This is a genomic window from Candidatus Thiodiazotropha sp. AKIB8, from assembly GCF_058244675.1.
Map to the genome: position 1 here is coordinate 38,556 of NZ_JBSYOO010000029.1, position 18,718 is coordinate 57,273.

The 18,718-nt window shown below is 47.1% G+C and carries 16 protein-coding genes; 7 read left to right on the top strand and 9 right to left on the bottom strand.

Going from position 1 to position 18,718, the window contains the following annotated elements:
* Positions 1-175: 175 nt before the first annotated feature.
* A complete protein-coding gene (locus tag AC4IFB_RS06730) occupies positions 176-727 on the top strand; it encodes a DUF924 family protein (RefSeq protein WP_490779742.1) in 552 nt (183 codons plus the stop codon).
* A 28-nt stretch (positions 728-755) separates the two neighbouring features.
* Here the strand turns inward: AC4IFB_RS06730 and fusA are convergent, their stop codons facing one another.
* On the bottom strand, positions 756-2,828 hold the full coding sequence (gene fusA / locus AC4IFB_RS06735; protein WP_490779743.1) for an elongation factor G: 2,073 nt from the start codon (positions 2,826-2,828) through the stop codon (positions 756-758).
* Between the two features lie 589 nt (positions 2,829-3,417).
* Here fusA and AC4IFB_RS06740 point away from each other — a divergent pair.
* Positions 3,418-5,811, top strand: coding sequence for a response regulator (locus AC4IFB_RS06740; RefSeq protein ID WP_490779744.1), 2,394 nt, complete (start codon positions 3,418-3,420; stop codon positions 5,809-5,811).
* Positions 5,812-5,887: 76 nt separating this feature from the next.
* Here the strand turns inward: AC4IFB_RS06740 and AC4IFB_RS06745 are convergent, their stop codons facing one another.
* Positions 5,888-6,235: a hypothetical protein gene (locus tag AC4IFB_RS06745; protein ID WP_490779745.1), complete on the bottom strand. Its 348-nt coding sequence runs from the start codon at positions 6,233-6,235 to the stop codon at positions 5,888-5,890.
* Positions 6,236-6,303: 68 nt separating this feature from the next.
* On the opposite strand from AC4IFB_RS06745, the gene AC4IFB_RS06750 reads away from it, so the two are divergent.
* Both AC4IFB_RS06750 and AC4IFB_RS06755 read left to right on the top strand, forming a co-directional pair.
* Positions 6,304-7,809 carry a GTPase gene (locus tag AC4IFB_RS06750; protein WP_490779746.1) on the top strand — a complete coding sequence of 502 codons (1,506 nt, stop codon included), beginning with the start codon at positions 6,304-6,306 and terminating at the stop codon, positions 7,807-7,809.
* Positions 7,739-9,109, top strand: a complete 1,371-nt coding sequence (locus AC4IFB_RS06755) for a DUF697 domain-containing protein (RefSeq protein WP_490779747.1) — start codon at positions 7,739-7,741, stop codon at positions 9,107-9,109. Before AC4IFB_RS06750 ends, AC4IFB_RS06755 begins: the two co-directional genes overlap by 71 nt.
* Here AC4IFB_RS06755 and AC4IFB_RS06760 read toward each other — a convergent pair.
* The 3 genes from AC4IFB_RS06760 to AC4IFB_RS06770 all read right to left on the bottom strand — a co-directional run bounded on the left by AC4IFB_RS06760 (position 9,099) and on the right by AC4IFB_RS06770 (position 10,369).
* Positions 9,099-9,788: a DUF2461 domain-containing protein gene (locus AC4IFB_RS06760; protein ID WP_490777009.1), complete on the bottom strand. Its 690-nt coding sequence runs from the start codon at positions 9,786-9,788 to the stop codon at positions 9,099-9,101. The genes AC4IFB_RS06755 and AC4IFB_RS06760 overlap by 11 nt on opposite strands.
* Before the next feature lie 2 nt (positions 9,789-9,790).
* Positions 9,791-10,039, bottom strand: coding sequence for a hypothetical protein (locus AC4IFB_RS06765; RefSeq protein ID WP_490777008.1), 249 nt, complete (start codon positions 10,037-10,039; stop codon positions 9,791-9,793).
* Positions 10,040-10,132: 93 nt separating this feature from the next.
* Entirely contained in the window at positions 10,133-10,369 is a 237-nt protein-coding gene (locus AC4IFB_RS06770) for a heavy-metal-associated domain-containing protein (RefSeq protein ID WP_490777007.1), read from the bottom strand.
* 819 nt (positions 10,370-11,188) lie between these two features.
* On the opposite strand from AC4IFB_RS06770, the gene AC4IFB_RS06775 reads away from it, so the two are divergent.
* The gene (locus AC4IFB_RS06775; protein WP_490777006.1) at positions 11,189-12,937 is read left to right on the top strand and encodes a cation:proton antiporter domain-containing protein; all 1,749 of its coding nucleotides are present in this window, start codon (positions 11,189-11,191) and stop codon (positions 12,935-12,937) included.
* Between the two features lie 240 nt (positions 12,938-13,177).
* The gene (locus AC4IFB_RS06780) at positions 13,178-13,342 is read left to right on the top strand and encodes a hypothetical protein (protein WP_490779748.1); all 165 of its coding nucleotides are present in this window, start codon (positions 13,178-13,180) and stop codon (positions 13,340-13,342) included.
* A 75-nt stretch (positions 13,343-13,417) separates the two neighbouring features.
* On the opposite strand, the gene AC4IFB_RS06785 is transcribed toward AC4IFB_RS06780, so the two are convergent.
* From AC4IFB_RS06785 to AC4IFB_RS06800, 4 genes are all read right to left on the bottom strand, one after another.
* On the bottom strand, positions 13,418-14,179 hold the full coding sequence (locus AC4IFB_RS06785) for a YciK family oxidoreductase (RefSeq protein ID WP_490779749.1): 762 nt from the start codon (positions 14,177-14,179) through the stop codon (positions 13,418-13,420).
* A 137-nt stretch (positions 14,180-14,316) separates the two neighbouring features.
* Positions 14,317-15,018, bottom strand: coding sequence for an HAD family hydrolase (locus AC4IFB_RS06790; RefSeq protein WP_490779750.1), 702 nt, complete (start codon positions 15,016-15,018; stop codon positions 14,317-14,319).
* Entirely contained in the window at positions 14,981-15,691 is a 711-nt protein-coding gene (gene ubiG / locus AC4IFB_RS06795; RefSeq protein ID WP_490777002.1) for a bifunctional 2-polyprenyl-6-hydroxyphenol methylase/3-demethylubiquinol 3-O-methyltransferase UbiG, read from the bottom strand. Before ubiG ends, AC4IFB_RS06790 begins: the two co-directional genes overlap by 38 nt.
* A gap of 145 nt (positions 15,692-15,836) precedes the next feature.
* Positions 15,837-17,177, bottom strand: coding sequence for a TRZ/ATZ family hydrolase (locus tag AC4IFB_RS06800; RefSeq protein WP_490779751.1), 1,341 nt, complete (start codon positions 17,175-17,177; stop codon positions 15,837-15,839).
* 401 nt (positions 17,178-17,578) lie between these two features.
* On the opposite strand from AC4IFB_RS06800, the gene mtnA reads away from it, so the two are divergent.
* Positions 17,579-18,643 carry an S-methyl-5-thioribose-1-phosphate isomerase gene (mtnA, locus tag AC4IFB_RS06805; RefSeq protein ID WP_490776999.1) on the top strand — a complete coding sequence of 355 codons (1,065 nt, stop codon included), beginning with the start codon at positions 17,579-17,581 and terminating at the stop codon, positions 18,641-18,643.
* The last annotated feature ends 75 nt before the right edge of the window (positions 18,644-18,718 follow it).

Below are 18,718 nucleotides of genomic sequence, written 5' to 3' on the forward strand. Positions count from 1 at the left end.
ATCGAGTCACGTCTGCGAATGCTCACTATGTTCCTGAATAATTTCAAGTGATGCAGGGTTCGGCCCTGTCGCACCATGCCGATCTGAAATATAATCACCTGATTCTTCGTAATGGTCTATAAAATATGAAGAAGAGTTGTAGATCGGCCCAGTATTATATCCTAACGAGGCAACTATGGTGGTGGAAACCCCGGAAGAGATAATCGATTTTTGGTTTTCCGACGATGTCAAAGCACGCCATTTCAGTTCGACACCTGATTTCGACCTGCTCTTGGAAGAGCGCTATCTAGGACACTGGGAAAAGGCGAAAGCGCATCAGCTTGACGAATGGTTAGCAAACGCTCAAGGATGCCTGGCATTGGTTTTGATCCTGGACCAGTTTCCTTTGAACATATTTCGAGGCCAACCAGAGAGCTTCTCTACCGAACAGCAATCCAGAGAGGTTGCTCAGCATGCAATAGACTCCGGATTTGATAGCTCCCTGACATTGCATCAGCGTGCATTCCTATATCTGCCATTTATGCACAGTGAATCATTGAAAGACCAGGACTATTCGATTGCGATGTTTGAAAAGGCTGGTATGCAGGACAATCTTAAATGGGCAAGACACCATCGGGAGATTGTGAGGCGTTTTGGTCGGTTTCCCCATCGTAACAAGATTCTGAACCGGGAAAACAGCAGTGATGAGATAGCCTATCTTAATTCTGAAGAGGCTTTTCGAGGTTGACCACTATAGAGGTGACCTTAACTCTTTTCTATCTCCCCATGGTCTTCATTATCTCTTGAGATACCGGTGCAAAGTGATCAAATTCCATAGTAAAAGAGCCGCGGCCATGTGTCGCTGATCGCAGTTCTGTGGTGTATCCAAACATTTCAGAGAGTGGCACAATATTGCGAATGGCTTTAATGCCACCAGGCCTGTCTAACATACTTTCTATTACTGCGCGCCTGTTGGACAATTGACCAAGCACATCTCCAAGATGCTCTTCAGGTATCAGAACTTCGCAACTTACTACAGGCTCCAATAGTGTGGGTTTGCCCTTTTCCAGGCCTTGGCGTAACGCCATACTGGCGGCTATTTTGAAAGATAGTGGATTCGAATCGACTTCGTGAACTGAGCCATCGATCAGCGTCACGTTAATGCCGGTTACCGGGTATCCGCCGATGACTCCACTACGTGAGGCTTCATCTATGCCAGCTTCGATTGATGGGATAAACATTGACGGGATAGCGCCGGACTTTATCTGGTTCTCGAAAACAACCCCCTCTGAGGCATGGTTGGGTGTAATTGAGATGATTACATGTCCATATTGACCATGTCCTCCGCTTTGTCGCACAAACTTACCTTCGGCACTACTAACCTTCTGAGTTACAGTCTCTTTATATGCGACCCTGGGCGTTCCGGTACGTACGCTGACACCTTGTTCACGTTTGAGTCGTTCTAGAACAACTTCCAAATGCAGCTCTCCCATGCCACCCAGAAGGGTTTGGCCAGTTTCTTTATCTGTTTCAAATTTAAATGTCGGATCGTCCTCAGCAAGGTGATGTAATGCATCAGCCAGCTTGTCATTGTCCTGAGCAGTGATAGGAGAGACTGTAATTTTGATAACAGGCTCAGGAAAAGCAATGGACTCGAGCACTATCGGATGTTTATTCGCGCAGAGTGTATCACCGGTTACCGTCTTCTTAAGACCAAGAAGTGCTGCTATATCACCGCTGTGAATTTCCTTTATATCCTCCCGGTGCTCAGCGTACATTCTCTCCAGGCGGCCAACTCGTAAAGTCTGATTATCTCTAGGGTTGAGAATGTTTGAACCGGATTGGAGTACCCCTGAATAGACGCGTACGTAGCAGAGTCTGCCGGCATAGGGGTCTGTTACTGTTTTGAAGATCAGAGCACTTAAGGGAGCTGATTCATCAGCTTGACGCTCAATCACTGCATCTGTTTCTGGGTGCCTTCCTTCAACCGCACCTACGTCGAGAGGGGAGGGAAGGTACTCAACAATGGCGTCCAAAAGTGGCTGAACACACTTGTTTTTAAAGGCACTGCCGCAGAGCACAGGGGTCACACTATTGTTTAATGTTGTACGCCGAAGCGCTGCCTTAATCTCAGTTTCGATAATATCTGATCCATTCAACCAGAGATTGAGGAGTTCATCATCCTGCTCAGCGATTGCCTCAATCATCACGCTACGGGCAGATTGGGCAATTAGCAAAAGCTCGTCAGGTATCTCTTGATCTACCGGTGGCCTATCGAGTTCGTCATGCCAAATCAGGCATCGCATGGAAATTAAATCGATAATTCCCTGAAATTCGCTCTCTACCCCCAGAGGTAGTTGAACAATGACTGGGTTTGCTGACAATTGTTTGCGGATTGTGGCGACTGAATTCTGCAGATCAGCACCCAATCTATCCATTTTATTGATAAAGCAGAGTCGGGGTACATGGTAACGGTCTGCCTGTCTCCAGACAGTTTCGCTTTGCGGTTCCACCCCTTGAGACGCATCAAACACTACCACAGCACCATCGAGTACTCTGAGCGCACGTTGTACCTCTGCGGTGAAATCGATATGCCCTGGTGTGTCGATGAGATTGATCTGGTGGTCGCGCCAATAGGCTGTGACCGCCGCATCCACAATGGTGATGCCGCGCTCGCGTTCCTGATCCATCCAGTCTGTAATGGTGGTTCCGCTGTCGACTGATCCCACCTGGCGAGTGCGCCCACAGTAGTAGAGCATGCGCTCTGTGGTTGTCGTTTTACCGGCATCAATGTGGGCGATTAGACCTATATTTCGAATTTGATCAATTTGAGAAGTGGTATGAGTCATAAACTATCAGTTGTGGATGCCCAGCCCTCTAGTGGGCCTCTGAGTGTTACCGAATTTACCGAGGAGATACTAGAGTATGCCTGACAGCCGAAAAACATCAAGATTCTGGATTATGCTCTCTGGTTTGATTTCGGAGAATCATATAGCCTTTTGTAAAACTTGGGGTTTTGTAGATATGGGGGAAGATGAGTACGTCTTTAAGAAGCGTTGATTTTTGAACATCTGATTGTCATCTTAGGGCAGCTATTAATTTTCAGCGTTGTTCAGATATCTGCCTGATGCTACTAATCAGTAGTTACATGAGTGACTGATTGGTGCAAATGCGTTAATCTCGACGGGCAGATTCAATATGAGGACTCTGATCGATTCAACCGCGGCTTTGTGACGCAGAAAAATCTGGCTCTCTTATTAAAAGCTTGGCAGCAGTGGGGCTATGCTCTCACTTTTCCTTAGACTTAGAGCCAGAATAATTCTCATTACATCGCTCACATTACAGAATTAATCAGATTTTCTTCAGGCTGCAACAGATACTGGTCGGAGATAGTTTTACAACTGGCTTATATGCCAGAAATCATACAGGGTGAATGGGATGTCCTCATCTGACAATTTAATGGATTTTGGCTCACTTGATCAGCTACAGAAACTGTTGATCCAACTCAAAAGCAACTGGCCCGTACTCCCTTCGGGAATGTGGAATAGCTCTTGCGTTCATACCACACTTCGTCTGCTGCATGATTTGGGAAGAAAAGGTGAAGCATCCAACTTGATTAATGTCTTAGAACTCTCTCGATCGATTGAAAAAATCATCAGTGATGTCTACGAAGAGAATATGCAAGCAGATGAAGAAGAGATTGAGAAACTCAATCAATACCTTCAGCAACTCACAGATGCAATAGAAGCCTCAGACTCAAAACAGGTTGCCCAGGAGTCCTTTACTAACTCTTACGAGGTGCTCTACCTGCCACGGAACAAAGTATCCGGGGATCTGATCTGTTCAGCCATTGAAAAAAATGGATGGTTAGTCAATCAGCTCTCTGATATTGATGCATTAAAGGCTGCCATATTGCAATATCAGTCTGAAGTTGTATTGCTGGATACAGAATATCTGCCTCAGATCGAGGTATTGAATAAAGCCTTCGCAAAAATCGATCCCTCAAAAGCAGAAAAACCGGAACTGATTTTTATATCCAACCATTGTGATGTCGAAATTCGACTAGAGGTTTTGCGTGCTGGGGCAACCCAGTGCTTTTCTGAACCTATCAGTATTAATGACCTGATATTGAGTATCAAAGAGGCTATCTCACCAGAACTGAAACCGCACTACAGGGTTTTAGTGGTGGAAGATGATGTTTCTCAATCAAAGTTTGCCTGCAAACTGCTCAAGAAGGGTGGATTTGATACCCTGGCTATCACAGATCCTTTGAATGTCATGGATGCGGTGCAAGGTTTTCAGCCAGACCTGATACTAATGGATCTCTATATGCCAGGTGCTAACGGTATCGAACTGACTCAGTTAATCAGGGATAGAAGGGACGCCAGTTTTATGCCGATAGTCTTTCTTTCCGGTGAAGATGACGTGGAAAAGAAAATATTGGCACTCTATTCCGGTGCTGATGACTTTTTAACAAAGCCTGTACGTCCTCAACATCTTATTGCAACTGTGCTAACACGCATTAAGCGGGCTAAAGAGATGATCAGTGGCTCCAATACGAGCATGGTTGATAGTGTCTCTGGTTTGGTAAATCGTCGTCGTCTGCTGGATGAGTTGGATATGATCTGCATCAGACTCTCAGTGGAGAGAGAGCAGTGCGGGCTTTTCGTCATTACGGTGGAAGGCGAAGATGCCACGACAGAGGATAGTTTTACCCCAACTGATAATGCCTTAGTAGCGCGGATCGCAGATGTATTGGGGCCTGTGCTGGGGAAACGGGATCTGCTGTCGAGAACAGGCAGAAGAGGCCTAGGCGTTCTCGTGGAACGGGCTTCGATGCATGATATCGAACGCTTGGGAATGGATCTCTATCAACAGGTTCGGAATGAACTTTTACAGGGTAATCAGATTGATCGCAGCTGGGGGATCGGTCTGGTAACTATCGATGCTCCCGATCTCGCTGCTTATAAGTATCTTAAGCAGGCAGAAATCATTGCTAAAACCGCAGCTGATGAAGAGGCGGAGCACTATCTGCAGCACAATGAAGCAGTTCGACTGAAAACAGCAACCCACCAGGAAATTCCTGATGAGCTGCTAAAGGAGCGAGTCAGAACAGCATTAAAGTCTGGCTTTGTGGAGTTCCACGAACAACGTTATCTGGCACTGCATGAGGATGGGGCAGTTGTTGAGCATATTCCAAGTTTTGTATCAGCTACCGGACTTACATCTGAAATAGGGGATATCTATCAAAGCGCGGGTAGATTCAATGGCATGGGTTTGCTGAATCGCCTGGTCTGTAAACATGCAGTGAGAATGTTGGGTGAGGTGGCATTCAGAGGGATTCCCAACAAGGTTTTGGTGTGGATGTCCGGGCTCTCCATTCACGATGACCAGTTGATACCTTTCCTGCAGTCTGAATTGAGGAAGCTGCATGTCGTAGGTACCGGGTTAATCATCGAGTTTGACCTGCCGTCCCTTGCGCCAGAACTTAAACGGGCGAAAAAACTGTTGGATGAACTCTCTACATTAGGCATAACCATCCTGCTGGGAAATTTTGCCTGCAACGATACTGCATACAAGGTTTTATCCTACCTCCAGGCTGATGCTGTCAGGCTTCATCCTTCGTTGTTACGCGTGGATGATGAACAGATTGACAGAATCGTTTCAGATGTTCGGGCTTTAAATGCCTTCATCATTCTTCCGAAAATCGACACATCTCAAAAACTGAATTTACATTGGTCAGAGGTCGCTGACTATATACAGGCTGAACATTTGGCGCCGGTAGCGGCAAAGCCGCTCTTGCAAGGCCTGGATAGTGTTGAAACACATTGATTTGTAAATTTACTTGAAGATGGTGGTTGTTTGCGACTAATTTGATAATATTGATATCAGGTCGGTCAAAATCTGATCAGCTGTCGTGAATGTAATTCACCAATACTTCAGCGGATATCTTGTCAATTGAGAGCATGATTTCACAATATTCCGGCTGTGTGGTTATTGGCGTTGGGTCATCTGCACAGTTACAGCCCGCCTCAATTCCACTATAAATGATAGCGACTTTTACCTGGATGGTTGATCTGTCGTCATGGTAATTCATAACCATGACATTAAAAGGTTCATCGCTGACAATACTGCTAAGCTTCAGACCTTGCTGGAGTGGTAGTTTATTGGCATCGACAGCCTCCAATTCATGCTTTAAGGTCTCTTTGAAGTGATTTGACTGCCAGGCGTCACGTGTTTTTGAGAGGAGGATCATCTGAGACTCCTGATCATGGGTTAGTAAGCCCAAAAAAAGTTAGGAACTATTTCATTAAGGCATTATCAATGAGCAAGCAGCAGAAAAACAGGTCATCTAAGCAGATCATCAAGATGCTTCTAGTGATGCTGTTACTGTTTCTTGGATTGCTGATTCTATTGATAGCGCTACAGCTTACAGAATCTGCCTTGAATGTCTGGCAATTGCTCAATCAACTCTCACCAAGCCTGTTAATACTCTATGGTATAGGATTGTTCGGTTTTAGTTTAGGGCTTGTTGCCTTGAGTTGGCGCTTATTGAGGTCAGATAAATCGCATCAGCAGGGTAGGCAACAACAGACAGACTCAAATCTGCCGGAAACCAGGGAGGCCTTTGAAAAGGCATTGGCGAAAGCGGATGCTCAAGGGGTGGATATTGCGCAGGCGAAAGAGGAGCTGGATGAACTGGATCAACGTGCTGAACTTGTGCAGCGATATGTAGCCTTTTTTGGGCCTGTTTCGACGGGAAAAAGCGCATTAATTCACGCAATTACCGGTGCTCAGTCTATGCATATCGATCCTCGTGCCGGCACCACGCAAAGCATCGAACATTACACTTTTAGTCGAGATGGAAAAAAACTGTTTCTGACAGATGCACCTGGCATCCTTGATCTGAATAAAGAGCACATACGTAGGGCCCGTGAAGAGGCTCGACGTGCCCACCTTGTGATCTATGTCTGTGAAGGGGAGTTGACCCGGGATCAGCATCAGGAGCTGGCTGAATTGCAAGGCTACGATCGCCCTTTGATACTGGCTCTAAACAAACAGGATAGATACTCAGAAGAGGATCTGAGAGCTATTGTAGCTCGAATCGGCGAGCAGTTTCCTGAAATCGAATTGGTGCCGGTTCAGGCGGGTGGCCAAGAGGAGGTTATTCGTATCGATGCGCAAGGAGAGCAAAAACGTGAATTGCGGGATCGTCCGTCTCAGGTCGAACCATTGATCGAAGCTATGCTTAAAAAGATAGATGAAGAGGCTGGATCTCTTGATCAACAGAGAGATGAAAGCCTGCTAAGACTGGGTGCTGAAAAACTCCATTCGGCAAACATCGCTCATCGACGGGGGCAGAGTGAGAAAGTAGTCAAAGGATATACCCGCAAGGCGATGCTTGGGGCGATGGCTGCGGTCAGTCCTGGTACAGATATTCTTATTCAGGGCTATTTGGGGATAAAGATGGTCAAGGCCTTGTGCGAGCTCTATGACGTTAGGATCAGGGATGTTGATGGGGAACATCTTGTAGATCTGGCAAGTCAGAATGTCGGCAAGCGAATGACCCTGTTACTGGCCCTGACAGGAAATGTACTGAAGGCTTTTCCTGGTGTGGGGACGGTTACTGGTGGGCTGACTCATGCAGTGGCTTATGGCTTGATTTTCGAAGCCTTGGGGGAGTCTGTCGTTAAGGCACTAGATCAAGGTGATCAGTTTGAGACAACACAGATTTTGGATAATTTCGAGGAGACAATGAGTGGAAATCTGGAAGCGCGTGCAAAACATCTTGCGCGGCTCGCTTTGGAATATCTCGTCAAAAGAGAGTGACGAAACAGCTACATCTGAAAGCGATCATCTTCAACTGGCACGGGATAATTTACGTGAACTATTGAGTGATGACCGCCTACCTGAGCCTGTACGTGATTCTTTGAAAGATGATTTTAAGCAGGTAGAGGCGATGCTCGATAAACTGGAGCATGGTCATCTGCATATCGCTGTTTTCGGCCGCGTCAGTGTCGGAAAATCTGCTCTGTTGAATGCACTACTTGGTGAGCAACGTTTTGCTGTTAGTGCGTTGCACGGTGAGACTCGTCACAGTGATATGGCAGCCTGGCGTGAAGTAGAGGCATCCGGTGTGTTTCTGATCGATACTCCAGGCATCAATGAAATCAGTGGGGAAGAGCGGGAGCGCATGGCTGAGGATGTCGCAAGTCGGGCTGATCTTGTTTTATTTGTACTCGATACCGATCTGACTCAAACAGAGTTTCAGGCTATGCAGAAGCTGACGAGACTCAACCGCCCGCTGTTGGTGGTGTTGAATAAATCAGACCGTTACACCAGTAATGAACTTGAACTGTTGATGGGTAGCCTGAGAGAGAAGTTGCAGGGAATTGTTATGCCTGACTTCATTGTGCCGGTTGCTGCAATGCCTTCAGAGCGTATTTATCTTCAAGTGGACGATCAGGGTCAAGAGAGTGAAATCAGAAAAACCCCCAGTGCCGATGTTTTAGCCCTGACCAATAGTCTATGGATGCTGATTGAGAAAGAGGGAATGGCCCTTTCGGCCTTGAATGCCAGTCTCTTTGCCGGTCAGTTGAGTGATGAAGTTGCGGGACGCATAGTTCGTGTACGACAGGAAGTGGCTGAACGTGTAATTCGAGGGTATTGTCTGGGAAAAGGCATTGCGGTAGCTGTCAATCCCATCCCTGTTGCTGATCTGGTTGCAGCACTTGCCTTGGATGCCTCTATGGTTGTGCATTTGGCGCGAGTCTATGGCATGTCCGTATCAAGGGGTGAAGCAGGGCAGTTGATTAAGACCATTGGTTCTCAAATGGCTCTGCTGATGGCTACGGTATGGAGTGTGAATATTGCAGCCAGTGCGCTTAAGGCAAGTAGTGCCGGGTTATCTACCCTTGTTACTGCTGCAGCACAGGGCGGGATGGGCTACTACACCACCTACGTAGTAGGTCTGGCAGCCCAACGTTACTTTTCTCAAGGGCGTTCGTGGGGTAGCGATGGACCAAAGACCATCGTACAGCAGATACTCGATTCAGTGGATAAAGACTCAATCCTTAAACAGGCAAGTGAAGATATACGCGAACGACTTAAGGGTGCAGTCAATAGTTGACTTCAATAGCGGCACAAAGATAACGCATAAACTCGTCAGTTCGCTGATACTCGCGAATAATAAAATCGGCGAAATCAGGCCTGTTAATCTGATTGCAGTCAAAGGACATGATTGCAATGAAGTCTTTGCGTTTTAGATCATCAATCAGAGGGTGATCAGGTGCAAAACCTTTGGGTGCCCGCTTAAGAGATTCTCCTGAGAGTTCAAATTGAGTTGAAAATTGGTTATTTTGTTTTAACTTGCTCCAGGATGCGGGGTTATCAGTAATGAAGTTTCGTATTTTTCCAAGGGTCTTTGATTCAGGATGCCAAATACCCGCACCTAAAAAACAACTGCTATGTTCTATATGCAGATAAAAACCTGGGGCATGTACATCCTTACCCAGTACGTGCCTGAACTGAATGCCTATATTGGTTTTATAAGGTGTTTTATCTTTTGAAAAGCGGGTGTCCCGATAGACCCGCATCAAGGAGCCACCAGATTTTTTTGCAATGGCATGAAAGTGATTGGATATGCCTTTTAATTTAGGTGCAATCTCTTCAATTAAGGCGAGGGCAGGCTCACGTATATATGACTCATAATCAGCTTTATGGTCATTAAACCATTCTCGCTTGTTGTTACGGGATAGTTGTTGAAGAAATGGCAAGGCCTGGTGTGGGAATCCGTTAAATCCATGCATGTTTACGTATCATATTTACTGTGAATGGCATGCCTGACCGGGCAAGTACAGACGGTTTGGTTACCAAGTTGAGAACTATAGGGACAATCGGTCTCTTTACCGCAGACCATCCGCGCGTGTTTATGACTCTCAGTTGTGATCCGAATGCCACAAAGTTGGTATTCGTCATCAGTCAGACAAGCATGGTGCTTATTGCACTTTTTAGCCTCTAGCAGGATCTCCAGAGGTATTTTAAATCTTTTTTTTGTCATCTTATAGTTTCGGCTGCTCTCCTTGTAGACTAAGATTCTAGCTTTAAGAACAATCTCAGGTAATTGATCGATGTTAAGTAAATTGCACTGATTTTAAATACCACCGACCAGCGAAGCATGAACGCCACTCCTCTCAATAAAGAACAACAGATCGCAAGAGTGAATCGATTGCGGGTCGTAATCGACTACCAGCAAATGGGGCGTTTTGACATGTGCACAAGCACTGACGACACCGCGAACCCCAGATAACTCTTTTTCAATGTCATGAATCTCTTTAGCAGAAAGTTGTTCGTTTATATGTACAACTGCATTGGCATCAAATTGGATCATTCGAGTCACTCCTGTTTGTATAGGGTATCCTGCTTACCATCCTGGAAGTTCATCAATAGCTTACAAAATAGTTATTGACTAAAACGGGCCTCTGTTATGGCTCAACTCATTATCGACAAGATATATTCAGGTAATTGAGTCTGAAGATGTTTTAGTATGTAAGAAACCTCTGATAGACTCTTGTATCTCCATTTAGCCACTTTGAATGCCAGACTAAAGTATTAAAGCTTGTCGTCAGGAGACAGATACGGAAACTTTCCTACAACTAACTGACCTTCAAGCTAACCAAAGATTTCTACAGAGAAGCATACAAAGGTTCCTCAAGTTTGAAGCTAGTTCAGATAGAGGTAATTACAAGCATGAAATACCCCACCATTTTATAAGGTTGTAAGATATTTTTGTTATATATCGGAAATTTAAATCGTATTTTACTCATGTCATAATTGAATTTAAGGTAGGGGGTTGACTGCATTCCAGCAGTCGAGCTGCCACTGTTGATTACTGCATGACAATTAGTTGTTTCATTGGATGGCTTGCTATGGGAAGCTCCCACTACAGCCCTGTTGAAAATTTGATTTTTCCAATGGGCCTTGAATATAAACGTGGAATCAGAACAGAGTGACATTACAGGAGGCTGAAACGCTTTAAATCGAAGAGAATTGTAGAAAGATCTATCCCTGTTAGAAATTAGTACTTGATCATTCAAACATACTTTTTACTGGATATGACTCATTGAATTGGGGTTTATCTGGCACTATCACGAAGTGTTGTTGGGACAGGGAATATATGCGGTGATTTCGATGGCGTTTTTATACTCCTATGCATCTGGACACATTTTTAGTATCGGCTTTGATGTTATTGATTGCCACATCCGTGGCAGTTGCACTGTTTAAACATCTGGGTCTTGGATCGGTACTGGGGCTTTTGGTCGCAGGGATTGTTGTCGGGCCATATTCACCTGGCCCATATGTCACTGAACATGTGGAGGATGTGCGTCACTTCACTGAATTGGGTGTAGTGCTGCTACTTTTTCTGATTGGCCTGGAGATGCGTCCGAGTCGATTATGGGCAATGCGCAGAGAAGTGTTTGGTTTGGGATCGCTTCAAATCCTGCTGACAGGGTTGGTTATCGCCTTCTATATACATCTTTATGAATCATCCTGGTCCTTGTCTCTACTCATTGGTTTGACGTTCGCGCTCTCCTCCACAGCGTTTGTCATTCAGGTTCTTCAGGATCGGGGGGAGATTGCCAGCAAGCATGGTATGACCGCTTTCTCAATTCTACTCATGCAGGATTTAGCCATCGTTCCACTGTTGGCCGTTGTTCCAATCCTTTCAGATGCAGGCAGACTCTCTGCTGAGGTACCTCTTTGGCAGCAATTAACTATCGTGGTGGGTATGATTGGCGGGGTCTTTGTGGTTGGACGCTTTGTACTTCCAGTTGCGCTCAACCACCTGGCCCAGCAGGCCAACAGGGAGGGTTTTTTACTGGTGGTCATGCTGGCAGTTTTTTTAGCGGCCTGGGCGATGGATCAAGCCGGTCTGTCGATGGCCTTGGGCGCCTTTGTTATGGGTATGCTGCTCTCGGGTTCTAGTTATCGATTACAGATCCAAGCCTATATAGAGCCCTATAAAGGGTTGCTGATGAGCTTGTTCTTTGTGGCGGTCGGCATGTCGATTGACTTCGCATCTATCTATAGCGAGTTGTCAATGTTCGTGCAGCACATTCTGGTAATTGTATCTATCAAGATAGTTGTACTTTTTCTTTTGGCCGTGATGTTCGGGGTTTCAAAGTCAGTGGCATTGCGTATCAGTTTCTACCTTGCTCAGGGCGGTGAATTCGGTTTCGTACTTTTCGGTTCAGCAAAGGCATTGCAACTTATCGATGACAGTACATTTGTCATGGTGGTCGGTGTGATATCTGTAAGTATGCTGATTACCCCGCTTCTTGTAGGTATAAGCGACAAGCTGGGAAAGCGGCTGAGCAGCAGAAAGCTGGACACAGACCACCTACGCTATCCAGCTGAAGAGGGGGGTATCAGTAAAAAAGTGGTGATTGGAGGCTATGGACGTGTTGGACACACAGTAGCCGTTCTACTACACACCAGTGGCGTACCGCTGGTCGTTTTCGACACTAGTCCCGATCGGGTAGCGCAAGGAAAAAAAGATGGATTGCCGGTCTATTATGGCGATATCAGTGATCCGGATCTTTTGGATGCGGTTAACCTTGGCAATGCCTCTTTAGTGGTACTGACAGTTAATAGCGGTCCGACCGCATTGCGGGCAATTACTCATATCAGGAACACCTATTCCCATGTGCCGGTAATCTCCAGGGCGCGTGATCTGGAGGCTTGTGGCCACCAGGTCAGTGCCGGAGCAAGCCATGCTTTCCCTGAGGCACTGGAAGGAAGTCTCAGGTTGGGTGCGATCGCATTACAGATGATCGATGTACCCAAAGACAGTGTCGATCTGCTTTTGAATGGGGTCAGGCAGGATAATTACACTTTGGTGGTATCTGAGGAGGATGTTAGACGTAAAAAGCAGGGTAAATCTGAGAGTGAGAAATAGAATAGCCACAAAGAACATAGGTTAAAGAGTTAACCTACTGTAACAGTTGGGTATTCATTTTTAGATTATTTTGGTCTATGGTTAGGCTTACACCCACGATCTTGAGAAGAGAAGGCGCAGCACACTATTCAGGGTAAACGGTTCAGGTCGGGGTCAATATGCAGTGTCAAATAATTCCTAATCAACAAGCCTCATTGGCTGCGATTAGGATCTAATGAAAATAGACACGGAGATTGCGAAATGCCGAAGCTGACAAGTGGTTTAACACAAAAAGAGCGTCTCGAAGTACTGCAGTCTATCGATACTCTTAAATCGAATAAAAACATGAAAGAACAGAAAATTCTGCAACTCTACAGAGATCTGATCGCAAGGGAGTTTCTACAGAGTGTTCCTTCCGCTGGATGATGGTTTACTGCAGTAGCGCCCTCTTCGAGAGATGAGCGCTGAAACCTCCAGAATAGCGATATAGAGAAAAACTGCTTAATCAGTTTTATCACTACTGTTTGGCTGAGCTACCAAAGCTTCCCCGTTAACATTCAGGCTATCCGGTCCCATCAGATAGAGGTAGTTGCTCATTAGTGATTCCGGTAGGGGATGAGTGAGTGGATTTTCGCCAGGATAGGCCCAGGCTCTGAGTGAAGTACGTGTTGGGCAAGGGGCAATGCTGTTAACTCGGATCTGGCTGTTTTCAAGCTCGTCTGCGAGGATTTGCATCAGGCCTTCGATACCAAATTTAGATACGCCATAGGCTCCCCAGTAGGCCTTGCCTTTTCTACCGCGCTCATCAGAGGTAAAAATAATTGATGCATCTTCTGCCTTGCGCAATAACGGAAGGCAGGCTTGAGTGAGTAAGAATGGGGCTGAGAGATTGACCTGAATAACTTTTTGCCAAGTCTCATAATCATAGTCATCGATGCGACTGAGCAGTGAGAGTTGTGCCGCGTTGTGTAGTAGGCCATGCAATAGGCCGAACTCTTCATAGAGGCTCTCCCCCAAAGCGTAATAGTCTTTTGCCGGTGCCTTTTGAAGATCAAAAGAGATCATTGCAGGGGTTGGGCCGCCGATCTGCTCGATGGCATCGTAGGTCTCCTCAAGCCGGCCTTCGTGACGTCCCAGCAAGATCACAGTAGCGCCATATTCTGCAAATGTCTTGGCAGCGGCCTGTCCTATGCCGCTTCCCGCACCTGTAACCAGAATATTGCGCTCTTTGAGTAAGTTTTTTGTGGGGTGATAATTTTGCATGATCTAACCTAGGGCCTGTTAACACTAATACGTCTGCGAGTGGGGCATTATAACGATCATTATATGGGGTACAGCATTGATATTACTCATGATCCATTATTCACTAAAGTCAGTCTGTAGAGGCAGTGGAAGGAAGGTTAAAGCCACTCTAGTATTTCCAACGGGTGGGTGATCTGGCCGTCTGCCAACCACTCGTCAGGCTTGTCTTCATCACCCAGATATCCAAATAGTGCTACCAGCGTTCTGGTGCCAGCACTGCGACCTGCTTCAATGTCACGAACCGCGTCACCAACATAGAGTGTTTGTTGCGGATTAACTTTGGTTTGTCGACAGGCATAAAGGATGGGTTCGGGGTGAGGCTTTGCATATGGGGTTGTATCACCACTGACAACAGCACATGCTCTCTCTTGCAGGCCGAGTTGCTGCATCAGTGGGTCTGTGAGGCGGGCTGGTTTATTGGTAACAATCCCCCAAGGAATACCCTTGGCTTCCAACTCACTCAGAAGTTCTGGCATACCATCGAACAGCCGGGTTTGCTGGGCAATATTCTCCAGGTATAGATCGAGAAACTCTTTTTGAAGCGGGTTGAAATCTGCATGCTCCGGCTCAATACCGAACCCAACCCGTAGCATTGCGCGACTGCCGTGAGATACCGATGGCCGGAGTTGTTCGAAGGTTATGCTTCGTTTGCCATGTCTCTCCAGAAGCAGATTCAATGTGTAGTGCAGATCTTGTGCTGTATCTGCAAATGTACCGTCCAGATCGAACAGCACACACTCTGTGAGAGTCGGTTTGATAGGGTTAACCTTCTTTACTCGCTGCAACCATATAGTTGACATCCACATCGTCGCCCAGGCGATAGTGCTGTGTCAGCGGATTATAACTGAGCCCAGTGATGTCGAGGCTATCCAGACCCGCCTCCCTGACCCAGGCACTGAGCTCAGAGGGACGTATGAATTTGCTGTAATCGTGAGTCCCTTTAGGAAGCAGTCTGAGTAGATATTCTGCACCTAGAATGGCAAACATGTAGGATTTTGGATTTCGATTTATGGTTGAGAAGAAAAGCTGCCCCCCCGGTTTTACCAGTTTCGCACAGGCAGTGACAACCGAGGCAGGATCAGGAACATGTTCCAGCATCTCCATACAGGTGATCACGTCATATGACTCTGGTCGATCATCAGCCAGATGCTCAACCGGGATACGCTCATAGTTGACCTCCAGGCCAGATTCGAGAAGATGCAAACGGGCCACCTGGAGGGGGGCTTCTCCCATATCAATGCCGGTTACATTGGCGCCAACCGCCGCCATGCTCTCCGATAGGATACCTCCACCACAGCCAACGTCTAGAACCGCCTTGCCATCCAAAGAGGTAAACCCCTGAATATAACCGAGTCTGAGGGGATTGATTTCATGTAATGGCTTGAATTCGCTGTTTGGATCCCACCAGCGAGAGGCGAGCTCCTCGAATTTGCTGACTTCTGAGTGGTCAACGTTGATCTGTTCCTGATTCATGGATCTTTTCGACTGATTGTTCTGTTGAGTTGATTTTGTAGAAAATAGCTTCGATGCAGATCGTCACCTGTAGGGTGAATCACGCATTTCAACTGATCTTTTTTTAGCTTCAATGTTCCCTTAGGTTACACATCGATAAGCTGATTTACGAGTCTCTTGTGCCGCTGTCGGCAGCGGAGATACGTTCAGCCCAATTTGAAGCACGTTCGATGAGTCTCTCTCTATTCAGTGTTGTCAGGGTGTGATTGCTGACCAACTGTTGCCCGGCAACCCAAACATGGCTGACCTGCTCACGACCGGCTGCGTAGACAAGCTGTGAGATGGGATTATAGACCGGTTGGGTGGAGACCTGTCGCAGATCCACTGTGATCATATCGGCTGATTTTCCCGGTTCTAACGAACCTGTGGTCTCTTGCAGGCCCAGTGCCTTTGCTCCATTTATGGTTGCCATAGAGAGCGCTTTGGCAGCCGGGACTGCACTGGCGTCCCCTGCAACACCTTTGGCCAGAAGCGCTGCAGTGTGCATTTCGCTGAACATATCCAGATCATTGTTGCTTGCGGCGCCATCAGTACCAAGAGCGACATTGATTCCTGCGTCCATCAATTCTGCAACTGGACAAAATCCACTCGCCAGTTTTAAGTTGGATTCAGGGCAATGCACCACATGAGCACCACTGGATGCGAAACGCTCAATCTCTTCAGCTTGCAGATGGGTCATGTGGACAGCAGTCAGAGCAGGGGAGAGCAATCCCAGCTCCTGGAGTCTCTGCATTGGCCGGTTTCCATGCTGTTGCTGTCCCTGAACGATCTCTTCATGGGTTTCATGAAGATGCATATGAATCGGTATTTCAAGCTCATCGGCTAATACTGCGATGCGTTTTAGAACTTTATCTCCGACAGAGTAGGGGGCATGTGGTGCGAAAGCGCTGTGAATCCTGGGGTTGTTTCGAAATTGATCGTGAACCATTAGCCCCTTGTGGATATATTCATCACCATCAGCAGCCCACGCAGAGGGAAAATCGATAGCGATTAGGCCGAGTACTGCCCGAATGCCAGCATGATCTGCAGCTCGTCCAGTTACATCGGGAAAGAAGTACATATCATTGAAGCAGGTGGTGCCACTGAGCAGCATCTCAGCAATGGCCATTTGTGTCCCGTCATGGATAAACTCTTCATTGACCCATTTCGATTCTGCTGGCCAGATATGCTCATTCAGCCAGGTCATCAAGGGCAGATCGTCTGCCAAGCCTCTAAGCAACGACATGGACGCATGTGTGTGGGTGTTGATGAGCCCTGGAATCAGCACCTGCCCAGGTAGATCATATACCTGGGAAGCCTGATATTCTGATTCGGCTTCAGCTCTTGGCAGGATGGCATGGATTCTGCCACCATCAACCGCCAGGGTATGGTGGGATAAAACCTGGTTTTCCGGAACTACCGGTACGATCCATTCAGCATGGATCAGAAGATCAACCTGATGTGGCATTTTATCTCTGAAAAATTAGTGTTTTTGTACTTTGTCTGGTTCTGTCGCCCATCATAGATGCGGCGGGAAGAGCATGGCATGTTCCGATGCTTGGATGCAATGGTTACTGACTTGAGAGCAGCCTGGATGAAGGGCAGCTGAATCCAGGGTAATCAGCTCGTTTTCCCGGATTCCGCTGTGCTTCATCAAGGCTACAGAGAGGGGGAAGACGATTCGGTTGTTGATAGCTGTAACCACACCCGGTAGGGTTTCAACCTAAAAAATCAGTTGCGCCTTGCGCTGTAGCACCACAAGCGCACACTTAACGCTGTCCAACTGATCTTTTTAGGTTCACCCGATCTGGTTAGATTCATGGTCTGGGTCATCCTTATGATAATGCAAAATTGGTTAAATGAGAGAATATGGATAATCGATTGAATCCCGAGCTGGCTTCGCCAGACGACGCCATTGTCTGGCATCGGAACAGGCTGTTTTTATTGGATCAAAGAGTGTTGCCGGATCAGGTTACTTTCCTTGAATTGAACTCTGCAGCAGAGACCGCTCAAGCCATTGCCGATATGGTGGTCAGGGGGGCGCCTGCAATCGGGATTACAGCGGCATTCGGCGTGGTGATGGCGGCCCGGGATGCCTATCGGTCAGCCGGCAATCAATGGCGCCAACACCTGCAATCGGAGCTTGAGTTGTTGCGTCGCTCAAGGCCGACTGCGGTCAATCTCTTCTGGGCGATAGAGAGAATGGAGCGGGTGATCAGTACACAGCCCGAGGCTGTCGATCCTTTCGATTCGTTATTGGCTGAAGCCCACTCGATACATCAGGAAGATATTGCCGCGAATAAGACCATGGGAGGTCACGGTGCGGCATTGATTCAGCCAGGATCAAATGTGATCACCCACTGTAATGCAGGTGCGCTGGCAACCGGTGGCTACGGTACAGCATTAGGGGTGATTCGTTCAGCTTTCGAAGCGGGAAAACTGGACACAGTTTATGCTGATGAGACTCGCCCATGGTTACAGGGTGCGCGTCTGACAGCCTGGGAACTGATTCAAGATCATATCCCGGTAACTCTTTTAGTAGATGGAGCAGCGGCCAGTCTGATGGCCCAGGGGGGGGTAGATTGGGTAATTGTCGGATCGGACAGAATCGCAGGTAATGGTGATGTGGCCAACAAGATTGGTACCTATCATCTGGCTGTGGCGGCGAAACATCATGGTGTCAAAGTGATGGTGGCGGCACCCACTTCTACCATCGATATGAGTCTTGCTTGCGGAGACGAGATCCCGATCGAGGTTCGGCAGGGGGATGAAATCATGGCCTGTGGAAAGCAGAGAGTTGCTGCCCAGGGGGTGAGTGTCTGGAATCCTGTATTTGACGTTACCCCCGCAGCTATGGTGGATGCGATCGTTACTGAAAGGGGGGTTGTGCATTTGCCAAATGAAAAAAAGATGCGAAATTTGATGGATTATTGATCTGAGAGGCCCTTAAACCCTATTTCAGGCGTTTTTTATACAGTACTGTGTCAGGGGACTATGGTACACTGCTCT

Excerpts from the sequence above, each read along its gene's own strand:
- AC4IFB_RS06730 (WP_490779742.1), top strand. The coding sequence starts at position 176 with ATGGTGGTGGAAACCCCGGAAGAGATAATCGATTTTTGGTTTTCCGAC.
- fusA (WP_490779743.1), bottom strand. The coding sequence starts at position 2,828 with ATGACTCATACCACTTCTCAAATTGATCAAATTCGAAATATAGGTCTA.
- AC4IFB_RS06740 (WP_490779744.1), top strand. The coding sequence starts at position 3,418 with ATGTCCTCATCTGACAATTTAATGGATTTTGGCTCACTTGATCAGCTA.
- AC4IFB_RS06745 (WP_490779745.1), bottom strand. The coding sequence starts at position 6,235 with ATGATCCTCCTCTCAAAAACACGTGACGCCTGGCAGTCAAATCACTTC.
- AC4IFB_RS06750 (WP_490779746.1), top strand. The coding sequence starts at position 6,304 with ATGAGCAAGCAGCAGAAAAACAGGTCATCTAAGCAGATCATCAAGATG.
- AC4IFB_RS06760 (WP_490777009.1), bottom strand. The coding sequence starts at position 9,788 with ATGCATGGATTTAACGGATTCCCACACCAGGCCTTGCCATTTCTTCAA.
- AC4IFB_RS06765 (WP_490777008.1), bottom strand. The coding sequence starts at position 10,039 with ATGACAAAAAAAAGATTTAAAATACCTCTGGAGATCCTGCTAGAGGCT.
- AC4IFB_RS06770 (WP_490777007.1), bottom strand. The coding sequence starts at position 10,369 with ATGATCCAATTTGATGCCAATGCAGTTGTACATATAAACGAACAACTT.
- AC4IFB_RS06775 (WP_490777006.1), top strand. The coding sequence starts at position 11,189 with ATGCATCTGGACACATTTTTAGTATCGGCTTTGATGTTATTGATTGCC.
- AC4IFB_RS06780 (WP_490779748.1), top strand. The coding sequence starts at position 13,178 with ATGCCGAAGCTGACAAGTGGTTTAACACAAAAAGAGCGTCTCGAAGTA.
- AC4IFB_RS06785 (WP_490779749.1), bottom strand. The coding sequence starts at position 14,179 with ATGCAAAATTATCACCCCACAAAAAACTTACTCAAAGAGCGCAATATT.
- AC4IFB_RS06790 (WP_490779750.1), bottom strand. The coding sequence starts at position 15,018 with ATGTCAACTATATGGTTGCAGCGAGTAAAGAAGGTTAACCCTATCAAA.
- ubiG (WP_490777002.1), bottom strand. The coding sequence starts at position 15,691 with ATGAATCAGGAACAGATCAACGTTGACCACTCAGAAGTCAGCAAATTC.
- AC4IFB_RS06800 (WP_490779751.1), bottom strand. The coding sequence starts at position 17,177 with ATGCCACATCAGGTTGATCTTCTGATCCATGCTGAATGGATCGTACCG.
- mtnA (WP_490776999.1), top strand. The coding sequence starts at position 17,579 with ATGGATAATCGATTGAATCCCGAGCTGGCTTCGCCAGACGACGCCATT.